Source organism: Pseudomonas sp. IT-P176 (genome assembly GCF_949767245.1).
In the GTDB taxonomy this organism is placed as follows: domain Bacteria; phylum Pseudomonadota; class Gammaproteobacteria; order Pseudomonadales; family Pseudomonadaceae; genus Aquipseudomonas.
In genome coordinates this window covers 1-19,526 of sequence record NZ_CATKPN010000079.1, presented here as the reverse complement: position 1 = coordinate 19,526, position 19,526 = coordinate 1, and the positions used below count along the sequence as shown (strand labels likewise).

Annotated in this window: 18 protein-coding genes and 4 pseudogenes; 6 read left to right on the top strand and 16 right to left on the bottom strand. The window is 56.8% G+C overall.

All coding sequences use genetic code 11. The features are described 5' to 3' along the window. Positions 1-309: 309 nt before the first annotated feature. Positions 310-516 (bottom strand): annotated as a pseudogene (locus ACM6IP_RS21235) (FHIPEP family type III secretion protein); the annotation flags it as partial. A 360-nt stretch (positions 517-876) separates the two neighbouring features. Between ACM6IP_RS21235 and ACM6IP_RS21230 the strand changes: the two are divergent. Then, positions 877-1,959, top strand: coding sequence for an RHS repeat-associated core domain-containing protein (locus ACM6IP_RS21230; RefSeq protein ID WP_414862235.1), 1,083 nt, complete (start codon positions 877-879; stop codon positions 1,957-1,959). 29 nt (positions 1,960-1,988) lie between these two features. On the opposite strand, the pseudogene ACM6IP_RS21225 reads toward ACM6IP_RS21230, so the two are convergent. Beyond that, positions 1,989-2,420 (bottom strand): annotated as a pseudogene (locus ACM6IP_RS21225) (FHIPEP family type III secretion protein); the annotation flags it as partial. Positions 2,421-2,769: 349 nt separating this feature from the next. Between ACM6IP_RS21225 and ACM6IP_RS21220 the strand changes: the two are divergent. Beyond that, positions 2,770-3,876: an RHS repeat-associated core domain-containing protein gene (locus ACM6IP_RS21220; RefSeq protein ID WP_414862234.1), complete on the top strand. Its 1,107-nt coding sequence runs from the start codon at positions 2,770-2,772 to the stop codon at positions 3,874-3,876. 159 nt (positions 3,877-4,035) lie between these two features. Here the strand turns inward: ACM6IP_RS21220 and ACM6IP_RS21215 are convergent. Next, positions 4,036-4,293: pseudogene (locus ACM6IP_RS21215) on the bottom strand (FHIPEP family type III secretion protein); the annotation flags it as partial. 360 nt (positions 4,294-4,653) lie between these two features. On the opposite strand from ACM6IP_RS21215, the gene ACM6IP_RS21210 reads away from it, so the two are divergent. Then, positions 4,654-5,760: an RHS repeat-associated core domain-containing protein gene (locus ACM6IP_RS21210; RefSeq protein WP_414862233.1), complete on the top strand. Its 1,107-nt coding sequence runs from the start codon at positions 4,654-4,656 to the stop codon at positions 5,758-5,760. Positions 5,761-5,791: 31 nt separating this feature from the next. Here ACM6IP_RS21210 and ACM6IP_RS21205 read toward each other — a convergent pair. Continuing rightward, a pseudogene (locus tag ACM6IP_RS21205) lies at positions 5,792-5,956 on the bottom strand (hypothetical protein); the annotation flags it as partial. Between the two features lie 360 nt (positions 5,957-6,316). On the opposite strand from ACM6IP_RS21205, the gene ACM6IP_RS21200 reads away from it, so the two are divergent. From ACM6IP_RS21200 to ACM6IP_RS21190, 3 genes are all read left to right on the top strand, one after another. Next, positions 6,317-7,402: an RHS repeat-associated core domain-containing protein gene (locus ACM6IP_RS21200; RefSeq protein ID WP_414862232.1), complete on the top strand. Its 1,086-nt coding sequence runs from the start codon at positions 6,317-6,319 to the stop codon at positions 7,400-7,402. Positions 7,403-7,666: 264 nt separating this feature from the next. Next, a complete protein-coding gene (locus ACM6IP_RS21195; RefSeq protein ID WP_414862231.1) occupies positions 7,667-8,245 on the top strand; it encodes a cytochrome b in 579 nt (192 codons plus the stop codon). Positions 8,246-8,462: 217 nt separating this feature from the next. Further along, positions 8,463-9,569 carry an RHS repeat-associated core domain-containing protein gene (locus tag ACM6IP_RS21190; RefSeq protein ID WP_414862230.1) on the top strand — a complete coding sequence of 369 codons (1,107 nt, stop codon included), beginning with the start codon at positions 8,463-8,465 and terminating at the stop codon, positions 9,567-9,569. A 15-nt stretch (positions 9,570-9,584) separates the two neighbouring features. Here ACM6IP_RS21190 and flhB read toward each other — a convergent pair whose 3' ends face one another. The 12 genes from flhB to ACM6IP_RS21130 all read right to left on the bottom strand — a co-directional run bounded on the left by flhB (position 9,585) and on the right by ACM6IP_RS21130 (position 18,990). Next, complete coding sequence (gene flhB, locus ACM6IP_RS21185) at positions 9,585-10,724, bottom strand: flagellar biosynthesis protein FlhB (protein ID WP_414862229.1); 1,140 nt, start codon at positions 10,722-10,724, stop codon at positions 9,585-9,587. A gap of 3 nt (positions 10,725-10,727) precedes the next feature. After that, positions 10,728-11,510, bottom strand: a complete 783-nt coding sequence (fliR, locus tag ACM6IP_RS21180) for a flagellar biosynthetic protein FliR (RefSeq protein WP_095169974.1) — start codon at positions 11,508-11,510, stop codon at positions 10,728-10,730. A gap of 3 nt (positions 11,511-11,513) precedes the next feature. Then, the gene (fliQ, locus tag ACM6IP_RS21175) at positions 11,514-11,783 is read right to left on the bottom strand and encodes a flagellar biosynthesis protein FliQ (RefSeq protein WP_027621022.1); all 270 of its coding nucleotides are present in this window, start codon (positions 11,781-11,783) and stop codon (positions 11,514-11,516) included. A gap of 24 nt (positions 11,784-11,807) precedes the next feature. Further along, complete coding sequence (gene fliP, locus ACM6IP_RS21170; RefSeq protein ID WP_159994396.1) at positions 11,808-12,557, bottom strand: flagellar type III secretion system pore protein FliP; 750 nt, start codon at positions 12,555-12,557, stop codon at positions 11,808-11,810. Continuing rightward, on the bottom strand, positions 12,557-12,943 hold the full coding sequence (gene fliO, locus ACM6IP_RS21165; RefSeq protein ID WP_095170025.1) for a flagellar biosynthetic protein FliO: 387 nt from the start codon (positions 12,941-12,943) through the stop codon (positions 12,557-12,559). The genes fliP and fliO overlap by 1 nt, the downstream gene beginning before the upstream one ends. Positions 12,944-12,988: 45 nt before the next feature. Further along, entirely contained in the window at positions 12,989-13,447 is a 459-nt protein-coding gene (fliN, locus tag ACM6IP_RS21160) for a flagellar motor switch protein FliN (RefSeq protein WP_095169976.1), read from the bottom strand. A 54-nt stretch (positions 13,448-13,501) separates the two neighbouring features. Further along, positions 13,502-14,470: a flagellar motor switch protein FliM gene (fliM, locus tag ACM6IP_RS21155; RefSeq protein ID WP_095169977.1), complete on the bottom strand. Its 969-nt coding sequence runs from the start codon at positions 14,468-14,470 to the stop codon at positions 13,502-13,504. Between the two features lie 9 nt (positions 14,471-14,479). Then, the gene (gene fliL, locus ACM6IP_RS21150; RefSeq protein ID WP_414862228.1) at positions 14,480-14,980 is read right to left on the bottom strand and encodes a flagellar basal body-associated protein FliL; all 501 of its coding nucleotides are present in this window, start codon (positions 14,978-14,980) and stop codon (positions 14,480-14,482) included. A gap of 243 nt (positions 14,981-15,223) precedes the next feature. Continuing rightward, positions 15,224-16,489: a flagellar hook-length control protein FliK gene (locus tag ACM6IP_RS21145; RefSeq protein WP_414862227.1), complete on the bottom strand. Its 1,266-nt coding sequence runs from the start codon at positions 16,487-16,489 to the stop codon at positions 15,224-15,226. Between the two features lie 80 nt (positions 16,490-16,569). Next, positions 16,570-16,938: an Hpt domain-containing protein gene (locus tag ACM6IP_RS21140; RefSeq protein WP_159994392.1), complete on the bottom strand. Its 369-nt coding sequence runs from the start codon at positions 16,936-16,938 to the stop codon at positions 16,570-16,572. A gap of 31 nt (positions 16,939-16,969) precedes the next feature. Then, on the bottom strand, positions 16,970-18,673 hold the full coding sequence (locus ACM6IP_RS21135) for an ATP-binding SpoIIE family protein phosphatase (RefSeq protein WP_414862315.1): 1,704 nt from the start codon (positions 18,671-18,673) through the stop codon (positions 16,970-16,972). Between the two features lie 8 nt (positions 18,674-18,681). Beyond that, entirely contained in the window at positions 18,682-18,990 is a 309-nt protein-coding gene (locus ACM6IP_RS21130; RefSeq protein WP_095169981.1) for an STAS domain-containing protein, read from the bottom strand. Between the last annotated feature and the right edge of the window lie 536 nt (positions 18,991-19,526).

The window sequence follows — 19,526 nt, the reverse complement described above, 5'->3', positions numbered from 1 at the left end:
TTTTCAGAAAAGCAGAAAAGGGGACAGATCTGAATGGCACTTACTTAGCAGTTAACTAGCTGATGTGGCTGCAAAAAAATGAAAAAAAAGGCTGGCCTTGGTCTACGGTGATAGTTGCGAACACACACCAATAGAGCAAGGACACAGCCCGAGTGAGTCGTAGACGTCAAATCGTCCGGCATCAACCGCAACGCATCCGTCAGCACGCCATCCACAGTAATGCTCACGCTTTCTTCAAGCTGCTCAGTGATCCAGAGCTTCTGCAGCGTGTTGAATCAACGATACCCAAGCATCGTCAGCGGTTGTTCCCAACGGCCGCAACGCGTACACACAGACCAGCAGCACCACGATCGACAGGGCAATATTGAAGGTAAAGAACACGTCGAGCAGGAACGGCGGGATCGGCAACATCATCATTGCCAACATGACCAGTAGCAACAGCGGCACGCCCAGATTTCCTCGACTGAGGTCTGCCATGTTGCTGCGGGCATTGTTGATAAATTGAGAGCGATCCACCGGTATTCCCCGTTCCTTTGAAGCAAACTTTTGACGCCAGAAGCGGGCGCAGGGCGGCTACTGCAAGAAGCCTTCCAACTTTTGCCGAGGCTGGGAACAGAGGGTGCAGCGGTTGGCTGTGTGGCGCGAGGAGATCCCTGCGGGAGCCGGCTTGCCCGCGATGACGTCGGCACAGCATCCATTGATGTTGGCCAACCCACCGCTTTCGCGGGCAAGCCCGCTCCCACAGGGTTTGCGGTGCTTAGACTCGTACCTGACCGAGCCGTACAGGCTGCCGGACCTAGCAGTTCTGCTAGTACCTGTCTGCGATGTTTGCGCAGATACTCAAGCGCTCAATCCGAGTTAGCTGGAGCGCCTGCCATGGGGACTCAACAACCTGTAATTCTTTGCAGCTATGGTTACGACCCACTGGATCGTCTGATCAGCCAACGTCAACCAGACGCATCCAACCGCCAACGCTTTTATTGCAAAAGTCGCCTGGCCACTGAAATACAGGGGACGATCGCCAACATCATTTTTCAGAAAGACGGTCTGCTGCTTGCGCAATTGCAGAATCAAAACAAGGAAATCACAAGCACTCTGCTGTCCATCGATCAGCAGCGCTCCGTGCTGTACACACTCAAGGCTGGCAACCAGCGACAACCCATCGCCTATTCATCCTACGGCCACCATCACGCTGATAGCGGCTTGACCAGCTTGCTGGGTTTCAACGGCGAACGGCCGGATCCGGTGACGGGGTGTTATTTATTGGGGAATGGCTATCGGGCATTTAACCCAGTGTTGATGCGGTTTAATAGTCCGGATAACTTGAGTCCGTTTGGGGAGGGAGGAATTAACTCGTATATGTATTGCAAGGGAGATCCGGTAAATCGCAGTGATGCCACCGGTCACATGCCCACTGGGGCCTTAGCAACAGCACTTACAATACTTGCCTCGAAAAAAACACCAACAATAATCAAAACCATCAATGCAAAAACATTCAGCTCAGCCACCACGGAAACCTCTACCTACTTGACAACCTACAAACACACAAACAGCCTCGGTCATAAAAACATACTAGCCTATGCACACTCAGCCCCAATGAACACACCCCACAAACTTCCGAAGATAACCCTAACCGACATAAATTCCACAAACACTCCAGAAGCGCTTAAAAAAGAACTACCATCGCAACTCCTCAACAAATACTCCGGATTCGACATAGACATAATGATACATGAAAACATCAAAAAACTAATCAATAGCAACCCACAAACGCAAATCGCCATGAAAATAGATACATACAATATGGCTCTTAGAGGAAATATTCCATATATAAGTGTACGAAACGCAATTGCCTCATTAAACGCTCTACCCCGCACACCTCAAAACGCCCCTATTCTAAGGGCGTTCGGCTATATCGATCCGACACAAACCCGAGAAAACATTCGTCACGGATATTAAAAACAAAGTAAAGGGGACAGATCTATTTTTCCCTTGGTCACCACCACGAAGTTGATGATCATCAGGATCGCAAACACCACGATACCGACCACGTAGTTACCGCCGATCACCACCTCGCCAAAGGCCTGGATCACCTTGCCAGCGGCGGCGTGCCCGTCCTGGCCGTGGAGCATCACCACCCGCGTCGACGCCACGTTGAGCGCCAGGCGCAGCAGCGTCGCCACCAGCAGAATGGTCGGGAACACCGCAAAATCCAGCGGCCGCAACGCGTACACACAGACCAGCAGCACCACGATCGACAGGGCAATGTTGAAGGTAAAGAACACGTCGAGCAGGAACGGCGGGATCGGCAACATCATCATTGCCAACATGACCAGCAGCAACAGCGGCACGCCCAGATTGCCTCGACTGAGGTCTGCCATGTTACTGCGGGCATTGTTGATAAATTGAGAGCGATCCACCGGTATTCCCCGTTCCTTTGAAGCAAACTTTTGACGCCAGAAGCGGGCGCAGGGCGGCTACTGCAAGAAGCCTTCCAACTTTTGGATTTGAGGATGCAGCGGTGGCCTGTGCGGCCTGTGGAGATTCCTGTGGGAGCGAGCTTGCTCGCGATGACGTCAGCAGAGCGAGTACGTATGTTGACTGACCCACCGCCATCGCGGGCAAGCCCGCTCCCACAGGGATTGCGGTGTCCAGGCTTGTAACTGATCCAGCCACACAGAGTGCCGAGCCTATCAGTTCTGATAGTACCGAGTCGGCAAAAAAACGCCGATACTCAAGCTCTCCCCCTGAGAATCTGGAGCAGACTCCATGGCTTCCTCACAACCCGTCCTGCTTTGCCGCTATGGCTATGACCCGCTGGATCGCCTGATCAGCCAACTCCTACCGGAGGCAGCAGCGCACCAGCGCTTTTATTGCAAAAATCGCTTGAGTACGGAGATTCAGGGGGCTATCGGGTACTCCATTTTTCAGCAAGACGACTTGCTATTGGCGCAACAGAAGCGACAGTACAACGCAGTCGAAAGCACGCTACTGGCTACCGATCTGCAGCGTTCGGTGTTGCAGGCTCTCAAAGCCGATGAGCAACACCCCATTACCTACTCGCCCTACGGCCATCGCCGGGCTGAAAGCGGATTGAACAGCTTGCTGGGGTTCAACGGTGAACGGGCAGACCCGGTGAGCGGTTGTTATCCACTGGGGAATGGGTATCGGATGTTTAATCCGGTGTTGATGAGGTTTAATAGTCCAGATAGTTGGAGTCCATTTGGGGAAGGGGGATTGAATCCTTACTCATACTGCTTGGGAGACCCAATCAATAAAAACGACTCCAATGGGCATGCACCCTTCGCCCTAAAACCGGTCAATCAAAGCTCGATATTAACAAGACGCGCAGAAGTTAAAGAAATCATACAGCCAAATTCTGGAAAACTACCCTTCCCCCCAAGAGTCCAATTGACTAATCAAAGAGTTCTAGAGCTATCAAAAGAGTACCTAGAAGTAACCAATGCATTTAAACGCATTGGTCAAATTCAAAACAACCTTATAAAATCCGACTATGAACACTATAAAAATCCAACCCTAAAACACATTGCTGCAAACGTTGTTGCTCGCAACGAGCTACGTACAGATCAACTGCCGCGTAACTTGCAAAGTCTCGCCAACACCCCTCCTGTACCACATGACGCGGGTTATTTGCTCGACGTCCTGAATAGCGCCCCTAAAGGCAGCTACAACACCTTGGATTATATGATTAGTGGCAACTATGAATTCCTGCAGAGCGGAAGCCGCCTAACTTCCGGCGCCAGCATCAAAGCATATTACAAAAGGATTGAGCATCAAATAAGGGAGCTTCGCACTTCCACAATGAACAAACATGAAAAAGTAATGGAAGAGCTACGAGGTAATAAATACCTCTAGGAAAAAAGAAGGACAGAAAAGGGACGGACAGCAAAGTGGACAGATTTGAATGGCACTTACTTAACCGTCTACGGATGCCCATTTTTCCTGACCTCGGCCCTTGCTGATCGACGCGTTTTCATCAGCATGGGGTAACAAAAACGGGGACAGATTTATTTACAGGCGCAGCAGCGTCGCCACCAGCAGGATGGTCGGGAACACCGCAAAATCCAGCGGCCGCAACGCGTACACACAGACCAGCAGCACCACGATCGACAGGGCAATGTTGAAGGTAAAGAACACGTCGAGCAGGAACGGCGGGATCGGCAACATCATCATTGCCAACATGACCAGCAGCAACAGCGGCACGCCCAGATTGCCTCGACTGAGGTCTGCCATGTTACTGCGGGCATTGTTGATAAATTGAGAGCGATCCACCGGTATTCCCCGTTCCTTTGAAGCAAACTTTTGACGCCAGAAGCGGGCGCAGGGCGGCTACTGCAAGAAGCCTTCCAACTTTTGCCGAGGCTGGGAACAGAGGGTGCAGCGGTTGGCTGTGTGGCGCGAGGAGATCCCTGCGGGAGCCGGCTTGCCCGCGATGACGTCGGCACAGCATCCATTGATGTTGGCCAACCCACCGCTTTCGCGGGCAAGCCCGCTCCCACAGGGTTTGCGGTGCTTAGACTCGTACCTGACCGAGCCGCAAAGGCTGCCGGACCTAGCAGTTCTGCTAGTACCTGTCTGCGATGCTTGCGCAGATACTCAAGCGCTCAATCCGAGTTAGCTGGAGCGCCTGCCATGGGGACTCAACAACCTGTAATTCTTTGCAGCTATGGTTACGACCCACTGGATCGTCTGATCTACCAATCACTGCCCGATACGCCCGTGCATGAACGCTTTTACTGCAAAAGCCGCTTGGCGACTGAAACTCAGGGTGCGACAAAGTATTCGATTGTTCAGCACGACGACTTACTACTGGCCCAGCAACAACGGGATGGCGATGCACTGGACACCACTCTGCTGTCCACGGACCTGCAACGCTCAGTACTGCATACCCTCAAGAAAGATCATCCACGACACCCAATCGCGTACTCGCCTTACGGGCATCGACCGGCATTGAGTGGCTTGCTCAGCCTGCTGGGTTTCAACGGCGAACGGCCGGACCCAGTGACTGGGCATTATTTATTGGGGAATGGCTATCGAGCGTTTAATCCGGTTTTGATGCGATTTAACAGTCCGGACAGTTGGAGTCCATTTGGGAAGGGCGGTTTAAATACGTATGCATACTGTTTAGGGGATCCGAACAACGCCAACGACCCATCGGGACGAAACCCTTCAAAAAAGTCAATATCGAACTCCTTATTTAAAAAAGACCCCACCAGCCCTCTACCACCACCTGGCGAAAGAATTGGCCTTCGGACTTACCCTGACAAAGCCAGGCGCCTATCAGATCCCGGCCCAACAACACCCCCACTATCAGAACCTGATTTCATGGGAGTTCACGGATCATCTAGAGCCGACGTAATAAAATTACTTAAAGAAGGCGTACAACCACACTACTCAAAAACAGAGCGACGCCGCGGATTTTACTTTACTCCGGATAAAGACATCGCTTACGACTACGCCGACTCCCGGCAATACAAGAGCACAAAAGAGGAGATTATGAGAAACACCAACTCCGGAAAGGACAATATTGTTGAGGTCCACATCCAGAATCTGACAGGCAAGATACCAGGCAAAGACTACGACTTTAACTATTACTCGTTCACCTGGCCAAACACGGACCACATGACAATGGAATTCATAGCAATGAATCATATAGCGAGGTCCATCGTTATCAGAAGACTTGGCACTACCCCACCCTCCCAAAAAGTCCGCCCCAGAGCGCTTGAAGCTCCATTTTGAACACCACGGGAGAAAAGGGGGCAGATTTATTCGACAAGGCAATATTGAAGGTAAAGAACACGTCGAGCAGGAACGGCGGGATCGGCAACATCATCATTGCCAACATGACCAGCAGCAACAGCGGCACGCCCAGATTGCCTCGACTGAGGTCTACCATGTTGCTGCGGGCATTGTTGATAAATTGAGAGCGATCCACCGGTATTCCCCGTTCCTTTGAAGCAAACTTTTGACGCCAGAAGCGGGCGCAGGGCGGCTACCGCAAGAAGCCTTCCAACTTTTGCCGAGGCTGGGAACAGAGGGTGCGGCGGTTGGCTGTGTGGCGCATAGAGATCCCTGTGGGAGCGGGCTTGCCCGCGATGACGTCGGCACAGCAACCATTGATGTTGGCCAACCCACCGCTTTCGCGGGCAAGCCCGCTCCCACAGGGTTTGCGGTGCTTAGACTCGTACCTGACCGAGCCGTACAGGCTGCCGGACCTAGCAGTTCTGCTAGTACCTGTCTGCGATGCTTGCGCAGATACTCAAGCGCTCAATCCGAGTTAGCTGGAGCGTCTGCCATGGGGACTCAACAACTTGTAATACTTTGCAGCTATGGGTACGACCCACTGGATCGTCTGATCAGCCAACGTCAACCAGACGCATCCAACCGCCAACGCTTTTATTGCAAAAGTCGCCTGGCCACTGAAATACAGGGGACGATCGCCAACATCATTTTTCAGAAAGACGGTCTGCTGCTTGCGCAATTGCAGAATCAAAACAAGGAAGTCACAAGCACACTGCTGTCCACCGATCAGCAGCGCTCCGTGCTGTACACACTCAAGGCTGGCAACCAGCGACAACCCATCGCCTATTCATCCTACGGCCACCATCACGCTGAAAGCGGCTTGACCAGCTTGCTGGGTTTCAACGGCGAACGGCCGGATCCGGTGACGGGGTGTTATTTATTGGGGAATGGCTATCGGGCGTTTAATCCGGTGCTGATGCGGTTTAATAGTCCGGACAGCTGGAGTCCGTTTGGGGAGGGAGGGATTAACTCGTATATGTATTGCAAGGGAGATCCGGTAAATCGTAGTGATTCCACCGGTCACATGCCCACTGGGGCCTTAGCAACAGCACTTACACTACTTGCCTCGAAAAAAACACCAACAACAATCAAAACCATCAATGCAAAAACATTCAGCTCAGCCACCACGAAAACCTCTACCTACTTGACAACCTACGAATACACAAACAGCCTCGATCATAAAAACATACTAGCCTATGCACACTCAGCCCCAATGAACACACCCCACAAACTTCCGAACATGACCCTAACCGACTGGGCATTCATAAAAACTCCAGAAGATCTTAAAAAAGGACTACCACCGCAACTCCTCAACAAATACACCGGAAAATTCGACATAGACATAATGATAAATGAAAACATCAAAAAACTAAACATTAGCAACCCACAAACGCAAATCGCCATGAAAATAGATACATACAATATGGCTCTTAGAGGAAATATTCCATATATAAGTGTACGAAACGCAATTGCCTCATTAAACGCTCTACCCCGCACACCTCAAAACGCCCCTATTCTAAGGGCGTTCGGCTATATCGATCCGACACAAACCCGAGAAAACATTCGTCACGGATATTAAAAACAAAGTAAAGGGGACAGATCTATTTTTCCATCAGCGTGCTATACAGCAAAATCACAACCGTCAAGTCCCTTTCGCCAATGCAAGAGATCTTGAATACAGCCATCCCGATTGCGGGCAAGCCTTAAGCGCATCACTGCCCTCAGCAAGGACAACCCGGCGAGCACCTAATGCTGACTTAATAAAGCGCCTTCAGTTTGCAACTCGATAACGAATCGCCAAACGGATTCACTACGCGTCTCAGCACATCGAGCTTTGAAAAACATGAAGAAAGCGACAATGCAGAAAACAGAAACAATTGAATACACCAGTACCGCCAAGTGGCTGCACTGGGGCATGGCGCTGGCGTGGCTAACCAGTTGGGGCCTGGGCATACTGGCCACGCATTGGCGAGATGAGCTAAACCCTCAGCATGAACTGACCTTCTTGCACAAGGCACTGGCAAGTACGCTGCTGTTTGTCATCTTAGCGCGCGTTGCCTGGCGGTTAAAAAACCGTCCACCATCCCTCCCCGAAAGCATGTCTGCGCGAATGAAGCGCGCAGCAATAACCGGACATGTTTTGCTCTACATCATTGCCCTGATTGCCTTACCCCTTTCAGGCTGGTATTGGAGTTCGGTTGCGGACAAACCCATTCTGGTGGCAGGCCTGTTCCTTCTGCCGCCATTGGTCGATGCCGATCCCGATCTTTATGACCTGGCCAAGTACATTCATACCTGGACGTCGTGGTTCTGCGGCGCATTGGTTGGCGGGCATTTGTTGGCAGCGCTAAAACATCATTTTATCGACAAGGACAACATCCTGACCTCAATGCTGCCCAGAATTAAACGGCGGACGAAGTAGAGGGTTGTCACAGGAAAAAGATCGGAGTCATGGCAAAACCTATATGGAACGGTGCACACCTACGGGGTCTGCCATTGCCCCGATCTTTCGCTCAAAAAAACTAAAAATAATGCACCTCCCCCTTTTTCCATCCCCTAGCAGTTCTGCTAGTTCCCGCCCCCACCAATCGCGCAGATACTCAAGCCATCACGGACGCTAAAAGCATGGAGTCGCCCCAATGCGTAGCCCACAGCACACCCTGCTCTGCAGCTATCGCTACGATCCACTGGATCGCCTGATCAGCCATAGCCAACTACATATGCAAATGCGTCAGCGCTTCTATTGCAAAAGCCGCCTGGCTACCGAGATACAGGGCGCAATCGGGCACTCGATCTTCCAGCACGACAACCTGCTGCTGGCGCAGCAGCAGCGTCAGGACGCTGCACTCGACACCACACTACTGGCCACCGACCTGCAACGCTCGGTGCTGCACACCCTCAAGCACAACCATCAACGACAGTCCATCGCCCATTCCCCCTACGGCCATCGTCCCGCCGAAAGTGGCTTGAGCAGTTTGTTGGGTTTCAACGGAGAGCGACCAGACCCGGTGACCGGGCATTATTTATTGGGAAATGGGTATCGGGCGTTCAATCCGGTATTGATGCGGTTTAACAGTCCGGACAGTTGGAGTCCGTTTGGGAATGGAGGGCTGAATCCGTACGCGTATGGCGCAGGAGACCCCATCAATCATATTGACCCAACGGGACACGCATTTCGTGGCGCGCGTTTAACGGGACAAACACCTCGTGGCGCGCTTTTCAGGCCAAAGGATTATAGTGTATTGCAAGCAAAGGAAGGCGTTACAGCGGAACAAAAAGCTCACCAGATATTCAAACTCCAAAGCATAGACACCGAAATAAATAACACTGAAATTCTTTCACAAATGAAAACATTTGAAAAAGACAAAGCCATTGTATTAGCGGCTCAGGCTTCCAACCCTTCCACACCTCGCCTGGGGGACCGAGTCACTTTCGATAAGTTGCGCCCTTCACTCCCCACTATATTTGACGAACCGACAAACATATCACGTAGATTCCCAGAGCACAATTCCGCCACAATAGAAAACCTCGTCAGATATGAGCAATCAAGCTACGCGCCGCTATTTAAGGAACTAGATAGCATGCGCTCTGGGTCCATACGCAACAACCTTGGCAGCCCAGCATTTGACGTTTTCGACCAAAATTTAGTAGTTTTATACAAGGCAAGACTAAAGTTAACCGTCTACCAAGCAAATAGTTTTCTTAATAACAAGTCGGCAAAAATTCGAGACAAATACTTTGAATAGCACTGCTGCACTCTTTTACTCATCCCGCCGTAAATCCGGCGGAATCGGCACTTCATCCTTGAACGGCTCCGGCCGCTTGCCCTTGCCCGCGCGGTACTGGCGGATCTGATAGACGTACGCCAGCACCTGGGCCACTGCCAGGTACAGCCCGCCCGGAATTTCCTGATCCATCTCGGTGGAGTAGTAGATCGACCGCGCCAACGCCGGTGACTCCAGCAGCAACACATTGTTGCTCACGGCGATTTCGCGGATTTTCAGGGCCAGGAAGTCGCTGCCCTTGGCGACGAGCATTGGCGCGCCGCCTTTGTCCGGATCGTACTTGAGCGCCACCGCATAGTGGGTCGGGTTGGTGATGACCACGTCGGCGTCGGGAATGGCCGCCATCATCCGCCGCTGGGACATGTCGTGCTGCAACTGGCGGATGCGCTGCTTGACCTCGGGGCGGCCTTCCTGGTCCTTGTGCTCGTCGCGGATCTCCTGCTTGGTCATCAGCAACTTCTTGTGGCTCTGGTACAGCTGCACCGGCACGTCGACGGCGGCAATCAGGATTAGCCCGCAAGCCATCCACAGTGTGCTCCAGCCCACCAGTTGCACGCTGTGGATAATCGCCTGCTCCAGCGGTTCATGGGCGATGCGCAGCAGGTCGTCGATGTCTGACTTCAACACCGTCAACGCGACGAACAGGATCAACAGGAACTTGGCCAGCGCCTTGAGCAGCTCGATCACCGCGGTCGAGGAGAACATGCGCTTGAGGCCATTGGCCGGGTTCATTCGGCTGAATTTGGGTGCCAGGCTGCTGCCAGCAAACAACCAACCACCCAGGGAAATCGGGCCGATCAGCGCGGCCAGGAGCAAGGTGATCAACACCGGTTGCACGGCGATGATCGCAATCTTGCCCGAGTGCAACAGGTACTGGCCCATGGCACCGGGGCTGAGCAGTACCTCGCGGGGCAAGCTGAAATTCAGCCGCATGATGTCCAGCAGATCCAGGGCCAGGCCACCGCCATAGACCAGCAAGCCGCCGGCCCCGGCGAGCATCACCGCCAGGGTGTTGAGCTCCTTGGAGCGGGCGATTTCACCCTTCTCGCGGGCGTCCTTTTTCTTTTTGTCCGTGGGCTCTTCGGTCTTGTCCTGGCCACTCTCGCTTTCGGCCATGGCTTAGCGCGCCTGAGCCATATCGCGCAGCAACTGCAAAGCCTCGGTGGCCAGCGGTTGATACTGATTGAGAATGTCACCCAGGCTGATCCAGAAGATCACCAGGCCCAGCACCAGGGTCAGCGGAAAGCCGATGGAGAAAATGTTCAGTTGCGGCGCCGCGCGGGTCATGATGCCGAAGGCAATGTTGACCACCAGCAGTGCGGTGATCGCCGGCAGCACCAGCAGCATGGCCGCACCCAGCACCCAGCCGAGCTTGTTGGCGATATCCCAGAAGTGATTGACCAACATGGCGCTGCCCACCGGCAAGGTGGTGAAGCTCTCGGTGAGCACTTCGAACACCACCAGGTGGCCGTTCATCCCGAGAAACAACAGGGTCACCAGCATGGTCAGGAACTGCCCGATCACTGCCGCCGACACACCATTGGTGGGGTCGACCATGGAGGCGAAACCCATGCCCATCTGGATCGAGACAATCTGCCCGGCAATCACGAAGGCCTGGAAAAACAGCTGCAGAGAGAAACCCAACAACCCGCCAATCAGGATCTGCTCGGCAATCAGCAGCAGGCCGCTCAAGTCCAGCGCGTTGACCGTGGGCATCGGCGGCAGGCTGGGGGTGATCACCACGGTGATCGCCAGGGCGAAGTACAGGCGAATGCGCTTGGACACCAGGGTGGTGCCGATGATCGGCATGGTCATCAGCAGTGCCGTCACCCGGAACAGCGGCAGCATGAAGCTGGCCACCCAGGTACTGATCTGCGCGTCGGTCAGCGCCAGCAGCGACATGGCCTAGCCGATCAACTGCGGAATACTGCCGTACAGGCGCAGGATGTATTCCATGAAGGTCTGCACCAGCCACGGGCCGGCAACGATCAGCGTGACCAGCATCACCAGCAGGCGCGGCAGGAAGCTGAGGGTCTGTTCGTTGATCTGGGTCGCCGCCTGGAACATCGCCACCAACAGGCCGACCAACAGGCTCGGCACCACCAGCACCGCGACCATCACGGTGGTCAGCCAGAGCGCTTCACGGAACAGGTCTACCGCTACTTCAGGCGTCATATCGGGCCACTCGCTCGCACCAGGCTAAACACCGCCGAAACTGCCGGCCAGGGTGCCGATGATCAGCGCCCAGCCGTCCACCAGCACAAACAGCATGATCTTGAACGGCAGCGAAATGATCAGCGGCGAGAGCATCATCATGCCCATCGCCATCAGCACACTCGCCACCACCAGGTCGATGATCAGGAACGGGATGAAGATCATGAAACCAATCTGGAACGCGGTCTTGAGCTCCGAGGTGACGAAGGCCGGCACCAGGATGGTCAAAGGGGCCTGATCCGGCGACGCGATGTCAGTGCGCTTGGACAGGCGCATGAACAGCTCCAGATCACTGCTGCGAGTCTGGGCCAGCATGAAGTCCTTGATCGGCACCTGGGCCTTGGCCACCGCATCCTGGGCAGTCATTTTTTCCGCGAGATACGGCTGCAAGGCGTCCTGGTTCACCCGGTCGAACACCGGCGCCATGATGAACAGGGTCAGGAACAGCGCCATGCCGGTGAGGATCTGGTTCGACGGCGTCTGCTGCAGGCCCAGGGCTTGGCGCAGAATCGAGAAGACAATGATGATCCGGGTGAAGCTGGTCATCAGCATGACGAACGCCGGGATGAAACTCAGCGCGGTCATGATCAGCAGGATCTGCAGGCTGACCGAATATTCCTGAGCGCCATCGGCATTGGTGCCCAGGGTGATCGCCGGGATCGACAGCGGGTCGGCGGCCAGCGCCAGGGGCGCCGCCAGCAGCAGGAGCAGCGTCAGGAGGAAACGCAACGGCATTACTTCTTATCCTTGTCTTTACCCAGCAACTCCATCAGGCGCTGGGCAAACTCGGGGGTAGCCTGCTCGGTGCCGGGCACCTGCACCGGCTCTTTGAGGACATGCAGCGCGCTGATGGTGCCCGGCGTCAGGCCCAGCAGAATCTGCTCGTTGCCGACCTGCACCAGGACCAGCCGGTCCCGCGGGCCGAGGGCTCGCGAGCCGATCAACTCGATCACCTGGCCTTTGCCCGCAGGCCCTGCCTGCTGCACCCGGCGCAACAGCCAGGCGAGGAAAAAGATCAGGCCCAGCACCAGCAGCAAGCCCAGCACCAGTTGCGTCAACTGCCCGGCCACCCCGCTACCGACCGCCGGCGCAGCGACTGCTGCCACCGGCTCGGCTGCCATCACGCTACCAGGCAAGGCCAGCAACCCACCGAGGAACCTGTTCACTTAGCGCAGCTTCTTGATGCGTTCGCTTGGGCTGATCACGTCCGTCAGGCGGATGCCAAACTTCTCGTTGACCACCACCACTTCGCCATGGGCGATCAGCGTGCCGTTGACCAGCACGTCGAGGGGTTCACCCGCCAGGCGATCGAGCTCGATCACCGACCCCTGGTTGAGCTGCAACAGGTTACGGATGTTGATATCGGTACTGCCGACTTCCATCGAGATCGATACCGGGATGTCGAGGATCACGTCCAGGTTCGGACCGTCCAGTGTCACCGGGCCGTTGTTTTTCGGCACGCTGCCGAACTCTTCCATCGGCAGACGGTTGGACGGCGAGCTGGCCGCATCGGCCGCCAGCAGGGCATCGATATCGTCCTGTCCGACATCACCGGATTCTTCCAGCGCGGCAGCCCATTCATCAGCCAGGGCCTGGTCGTCCTGGGCATTCATATCGTTAACCATCATTTGTCCTCGGCGGGCAGCAAGCATTTAAAAACGGGTGGAGAGCAACACCGCTCAGCGGCGCTCGATGGGTTCGATCACTTGCAACGCCAGGTTGCCCTTGTGGGACCCCATCTTGACCTTGAAAGCCGGCACGCCGTTGGCGCGCATGATCATGTCTTCAGGCATGTCCACCGGGATCACGTCGCCCGGCTGCATGTGCAGGATGTCGCGCAGGCGAAGTTGGCGGCGGGCGACGGTGGCACTCAAGGGCACATCGACGTCCATCACGTCCTGGCGCAGGGCGTTGACCCAACGCTCGTCCTGGTCGTCGAGGTCGGACTGGAAACCGGCATCGAGCATTTCCCGCACCGGCTCGATCATCGAGTACGGCATGGTCACGTGCAGATCGCCACCGCCACCGTCGAGCTCGATGTGGAAAGTGGACACCACCACCGCCTCACTGGGGCCAACGATGTTGGCCATGGCCGGGTTCACTTCCGAGTTGATGTACTCGAAATTGACTTCCATGATCGCCTGCCAGGCTTCCTTCAAGTCAGTGAAGGCCTGCTCCAGCACCATGCGCACCACGCGCAATTCGGTGGGGGTGAATTCACGCCCTTCGATCTTGGCGTGACGTCCGTCGCCGCCGAAGAAGTTATCCACCAGCTTGAACACCAGCTTGGCGTCGAGAATGAACAGGGCAGTGCCGCGCAGGGGTTTGATCTTGACCAGATTGAGGCTGGTAGGCACGTACAGCGAATGCACGTACTCGCCGAACTTCATCACCTGCACCCCGCCCACGGCCACATCGGCCGAACGCCTAAGCATGTTGAACATGCTGATGCGGGTGTAGCGGGCGAAACGCTCGTTGATCATTTCCAGGGTCGGCATGCGCCCCCGGACAATCCGGTCCTGACTGGTCAGGTCATAGCTTTTGACGCTGCCCGGTTCGGCAGCGGTGTCGGTCTGTACCAGACCATCGTCGACGCCATGCAGCAGCGCATCGATCTCATCCTGGGACAGCAGGTCCTGCACGGCCATGTCGTGTTCCTACTGCAGTACGAAATTAGTAAAGAGCAACTGCTCGACTACAACTTTGCCGACTTCTTTCTGCGCTACTTCCTGCACGCTGGCAGTGGCTTTCTGGCGCAGCATTTCCTGGCCGACCGGGGTGACCAGGTTGTCGAAAGTCTGCCCGGAGAACAGCATCACCAAGTTGTTGCGGATCACCGGCATGTGCACTTTCAAAGCGTCCAGATCGGCCTGGTTGCGGGCCTGCAGGGTAATGCTCACCTGCATGTAGCGCTGGCGGCCGTTCTGGTTGTAATTGGCGATAAAGGCCGGGGCCATGGCTTCGTAGATGGCCGCAGGCTTGGCATTGCCAGCCGCATCGGCCGCAGGCTCAGGCTTGCTCTGGGCACTGTGCATGAAGTACCAGGTCGCACCCACGGACAAGCCGATCGCCAGCAACAAGGCCGCGGCAATCACCAGGATCAGCTTGAGTTTGCCTTTGCCGGCGGGATCTTTTACTGCTGCGTCGCTCTTCGCCATGCCAATAATCCGTCACTATTCGGGTTTTCACAGTCGCACGGCAAGGCAAGAGCAAGTGTTATGCCAGAAGTGTCGGGGCACCCCGGTTTGCATAGATCCCGTGGGAGCGAGCGCCCGCTTGCGGCTTGCTCGCGATGACAGCGCTCCCACAGGGGAAATTCATACACCAGGAAAAAACAGGCAAAGCGTTAGCTCGCCTGCAGCTCGTGATCTTGAGGTGGCGCAGATCACCATCGCGTTCAATCAGGCGTAATAGTCGACCACGCTGGAACCAATCACGCGGGTAGCGCTGGCGGCAACTTCGGCGATCCCGGCCGGCGACTCATCCGCCATCGGCTCCAGGCGGCTGCCAGTGGCCGAGGTGCGGGCGCCCTGCCCCTGCTGCGCCTGCTCCTGGGAGCCACGGGACTGGTCGGAGACGTTGACGTCGACCTGACCCATACCCTGCTGCGCGAACATCTCGCGCAGGCGGTGCATCTGCCCGTCCAGCGCTTCGCGCACACCAACGTGGGCGCTCATGAAGGTGACCTGGGTCTGCTGGTCGGGAATCATGTTGACGCGGATATCCAGGCGTCCCAGCTCAGCCGGCTGCAACTGAATGTCCGCCGCCTTGAGGTTGGCGCTCGACAGGTACATGACCCGGTTGACCACCTCTTCGGTCCAGCCACTCTGGTGCATGGCGATCGGCTGATTGACCGGCAGCGCATTGGCGGTTTTTGCCGTGGCAGCCTGGGTCAGCGCGGCCAGGCGGTCGGCAAAACCTTCAACGCGGGTGTCGCTGCTGGCAGCCTTGAGGTCCTTGAGGCCTTCGTCGATCAAGCCACTGAAGGCCTTCTCGCCGCCCTCACCGGCACCGTCCTGCTCCGCTTGCAGACCGAGCATGCTGGCCATGCCCGCGGCGAAGGTCTGCGTCGCGTTCGGTTCGCCGTCGACCTGGGCGGCCGCTGGCGGGGTCTTGGCTTGAGCCTGACTGGAGGCGGACAGATGGCCACTTTGCTCCATCGCCAGGCGCACCGCCGGCAAGCCATCCAGTGGATCGGCCTCAGGATCGAACGCCGGATCGCTGATCGCCTGCGTGGTGGCCAGCAGCGCCGCCTCAATGGCCGGATCCACGCTGGCTGGCGTCTCGACCACGGTAACCGGCGCCGGCTGGGTCGCTGCCTGAGCCTGCGCTGGATCTACCGTGGCGTCTTCAGCCACTGCGCCAGGCTCGGTGTCGGTTACCTCTTCAGGCGCCACTTTTTCGGCGGGCAAGGTTTTGCCGCTAGCGGCAACCGCTGGAGCCTGGGCGGCAGGTTTGTCCGCACGGACCGGGTGGTCCGGGGTTTTGTCACGCAACGGCTTGGCCGCCATATCGGCCGCTGCCAAGGACTTGCCTGCACCCTGGCCAGCAAACACCCGGGCGAAGCCGGACGCCTTGTCCACAGGCGCCGCCGGGGCATTGGCCGACGCGGACTGAGTCTTGGCCTGCGCGCCAGCCTGAAGCAGGATGTTGGGGGAAAGGGGCATAGCGGTCTCCGCTGCACTGGAATCGTCGATACAGTTGAGCAAGAGACTGCAAGGGTCGAGCCAGATTGCCCGAGAGAAGGCTAACAGCTGCGATTGGAAGATTCAGACGCCAGCGAGCGCTGCCGTTCGGCTTCGTACAAGGGGCGCACCAAGGCAAATTCGCCATCGATTTCACCCACCAGCTTGGCCAGGCCCTTGGGGGCTTTTTCCTTGGCGCGCTGTTCCAGCTCGTGGCACAGCCTGGCCAGGCGAAACGCACCCATGTTGCTGCTGCTGCCCTTGAAACTATGGGCCGCGCTGATCAACTGCGCCGCATCGTGCGCCTCGCGCAGGATTTGCAGACGCTCTTCGGAATCCGCCAGGAAGGTGTCCAGCAACACCGGGTAATCCCCTTCCATGACTTCCTGCAACGCACTGAGTACGTCGCGATCCAGATGTGTATCGGTCACTTGTTCGCTCCTTGATCAAGAATGCACGGGATTATGCCAGAGCCTCCCAGGAAAACTCCACGCGCGCCCGTCGGCCATCGTCGGACCAACTGGCATTACGGCTCAATTGACGGATCAGGCTGACACCGCGACCCGATAAACGCCCGATGTCCAGCGGCCGATCCATCACACGCTGCACATCAAAGCCATGCCCACTGTCTTCCACTTCAATCACCAGGCAACCGCCCGTGCCTTGCGGCGCGACCTGCACGTGCACCCGCAGGTAGCCCTCCTCCAATTGCTCCAGGCGGGCGTTGCGCAACTGATAGTAGCGCGCAAATCCGCGGACATCGCGCTTGAGGCTCGAATCCAGGCCCAGCACGCCATGCTCCAGGGCATTGGAGTACAACTCGGCCAGCACACTGTGCAGCGCCGCGCTTTGCGCCCGCAGGCCATGCACCTCCAGCAACAACTGCAGCAGATAGGGCAGCGGGTCGAAGCGCTTGAGCGACTCGGCGCGAAATTCGAAGCTCAACGACCAGTCCAGCGGGCTCGACTGGCCACTGTCGGAATAGACCAGGGCTGGAGGGGTGAGCTGGGCCGGCTCCACCAGACTGATTTCCAGCAGGCTCACGTCATCCCGGGCCTGACCGCCAAAATCGCGCAGCGCTTGTTCGATCTCCTCGAACAACTGCTCGGGCTCAAGGTTATCGGCAAACACCTGCAACAAACGCTCGACGCCAAACAACTGCTCGGCGCTGTCGCAGGTATCGATCACCCCATCCGTCAACAGCATTACCCGATCGCCCAGGGCCATCGGAAACACTTCCGTGCGGTCGTCGAACGCCTGGGCACTCAACACGCCCAACGGTAAATGTCGTGACTTCAGCGGCCGGCGCTCGCCACTGGCGATGTCATGCAGGTAGCCGTCGGGCATCCCGCCGTTCCAGACCTCGGCCGAACGGCGCTGGAAACTCAGGGACAGCAGGGTCGCGCAGCAAAACATGTCCACCGGCAGGATGCGCTTGAGCTTGGCATTCATCTCTCGCAGGATCTGCGCCAGGCCAAACCCCTTGGCCGTCATCCCGTAGAACACCTCGGCCAGGGGCATGGCGCCCACGGCCGCCGGCAAGCCGTGACCGGTGAAGTCACCGAGCAGCACATGCATGTCGCCAGCCGGAGTGAACGCCGCCAGCAGCAGATCGCCGTTGAACAGCGCATAGGGCGATTGCCGGTAGCGGATGTTCGGCGCGCTCAGGCAGCCCGAGTGGGCGACCTTGTCGAACACCGCCTTGGCCACACGTTGCTCGTTAAGCAAGTACTGATGGTGGCGGACGATCTGGTCGCGCTGCTCCAGCACCGTTGCCTGCAAACGCCGCAGGCGATCCATGGCCTTGATCTTGGCCGCCAGCACCACCTGGTTATACGGCTTGGCCAGAAAATCATCACCGCCCGCCTCCAGGCAGCGGGCCAGGCCTTCGTCCTCGCTCAGGGACGTGAGGAAGATGATCGGTACCAGGGTTTCCCCGGCCAACTGCTTGATCTGTCGCGCCGCGTCAAAGCCGTCCATCACCGGCATCAGAGCGTCCATCAACACCAGGTGCGGGCATGCCTGACGGTACAGCTCCACCGCTTCGGCGCCGTTCGCCGCCAGCAGCACCGCGTGGCCCTGGCGCCGGACGATCCCCGACAGCAGCAGGCGATCAGCCGCACTGTCTTCGGCGATCAGCACCGTCAGGGGCTCGAACGACGGGATCAGGTCGCTCAACTGATGTCGAACAGCTTGTCGAAATTGGAGATGGCGAGGATTTTTCGCACGTCGGAACTGCTGTTGACCAGCCGCACATCGGACTCGTCGCCGCCGGCATGATCGCGCAGCAACAGCAGCATGCCCAACGCCGAACTGTCGAGGTAGGTGGCCTCCTTGAGATCGACCACCACCGAGTTGGGCCGCTGATTGTCGATCTGCTCGAAGGAATCGCGAAATGCCTGGTGCTTGGCAAAGTCGAAGCGACCCTTGATCGAGATCGTCAGCTTTTGCCCATCCGCTGAGACTTGCGTATTGACTGACATGCTAGAGCTTCCTTGTCTTTGGCAATCGTGTACAAGGTTTAGCACCTGTACAGGGCATCAGCAAGGCAGCCCATCGGCCTACTGCCAGCCGGTTCAGAACGCCAATCCTTGCGAGCTTGCGATGGACGTGAACAATCACGCGTGAATCCGATGAACACGCGGTACCGTCAAGTTCATCGCGAGCAGGCTCGCTCCCACAGGGGAGAGAAGAACACCAAAAAAAACAGGCCGGCCGGTAGGCCGCCTCGCCCGCTTTTACCACTCAGGCCGACTGTCAGGTCGCCGTGCTCTGGCTTTTGATCTTGATCCACCCGCCCCTTCGGCAGGCTGAGCGAAGGTGTCCATCAGGGGGAAGGCGCGTAGCGCCGTGCGGCGAAGCCGCATGCATCGAGAGGAGGTGCAGCGAAGCAAACCGTAGGCGATGCCCCCTGATGGATACCGTAGCGAAGGGACCCCGAGCCTAAGCGAGGGGCCGAACGCAGGGGCAAAGCGTTTTGCTTCCTTTTGGGCGTCTGCAAAAGGGAGTCGCCGTAAGG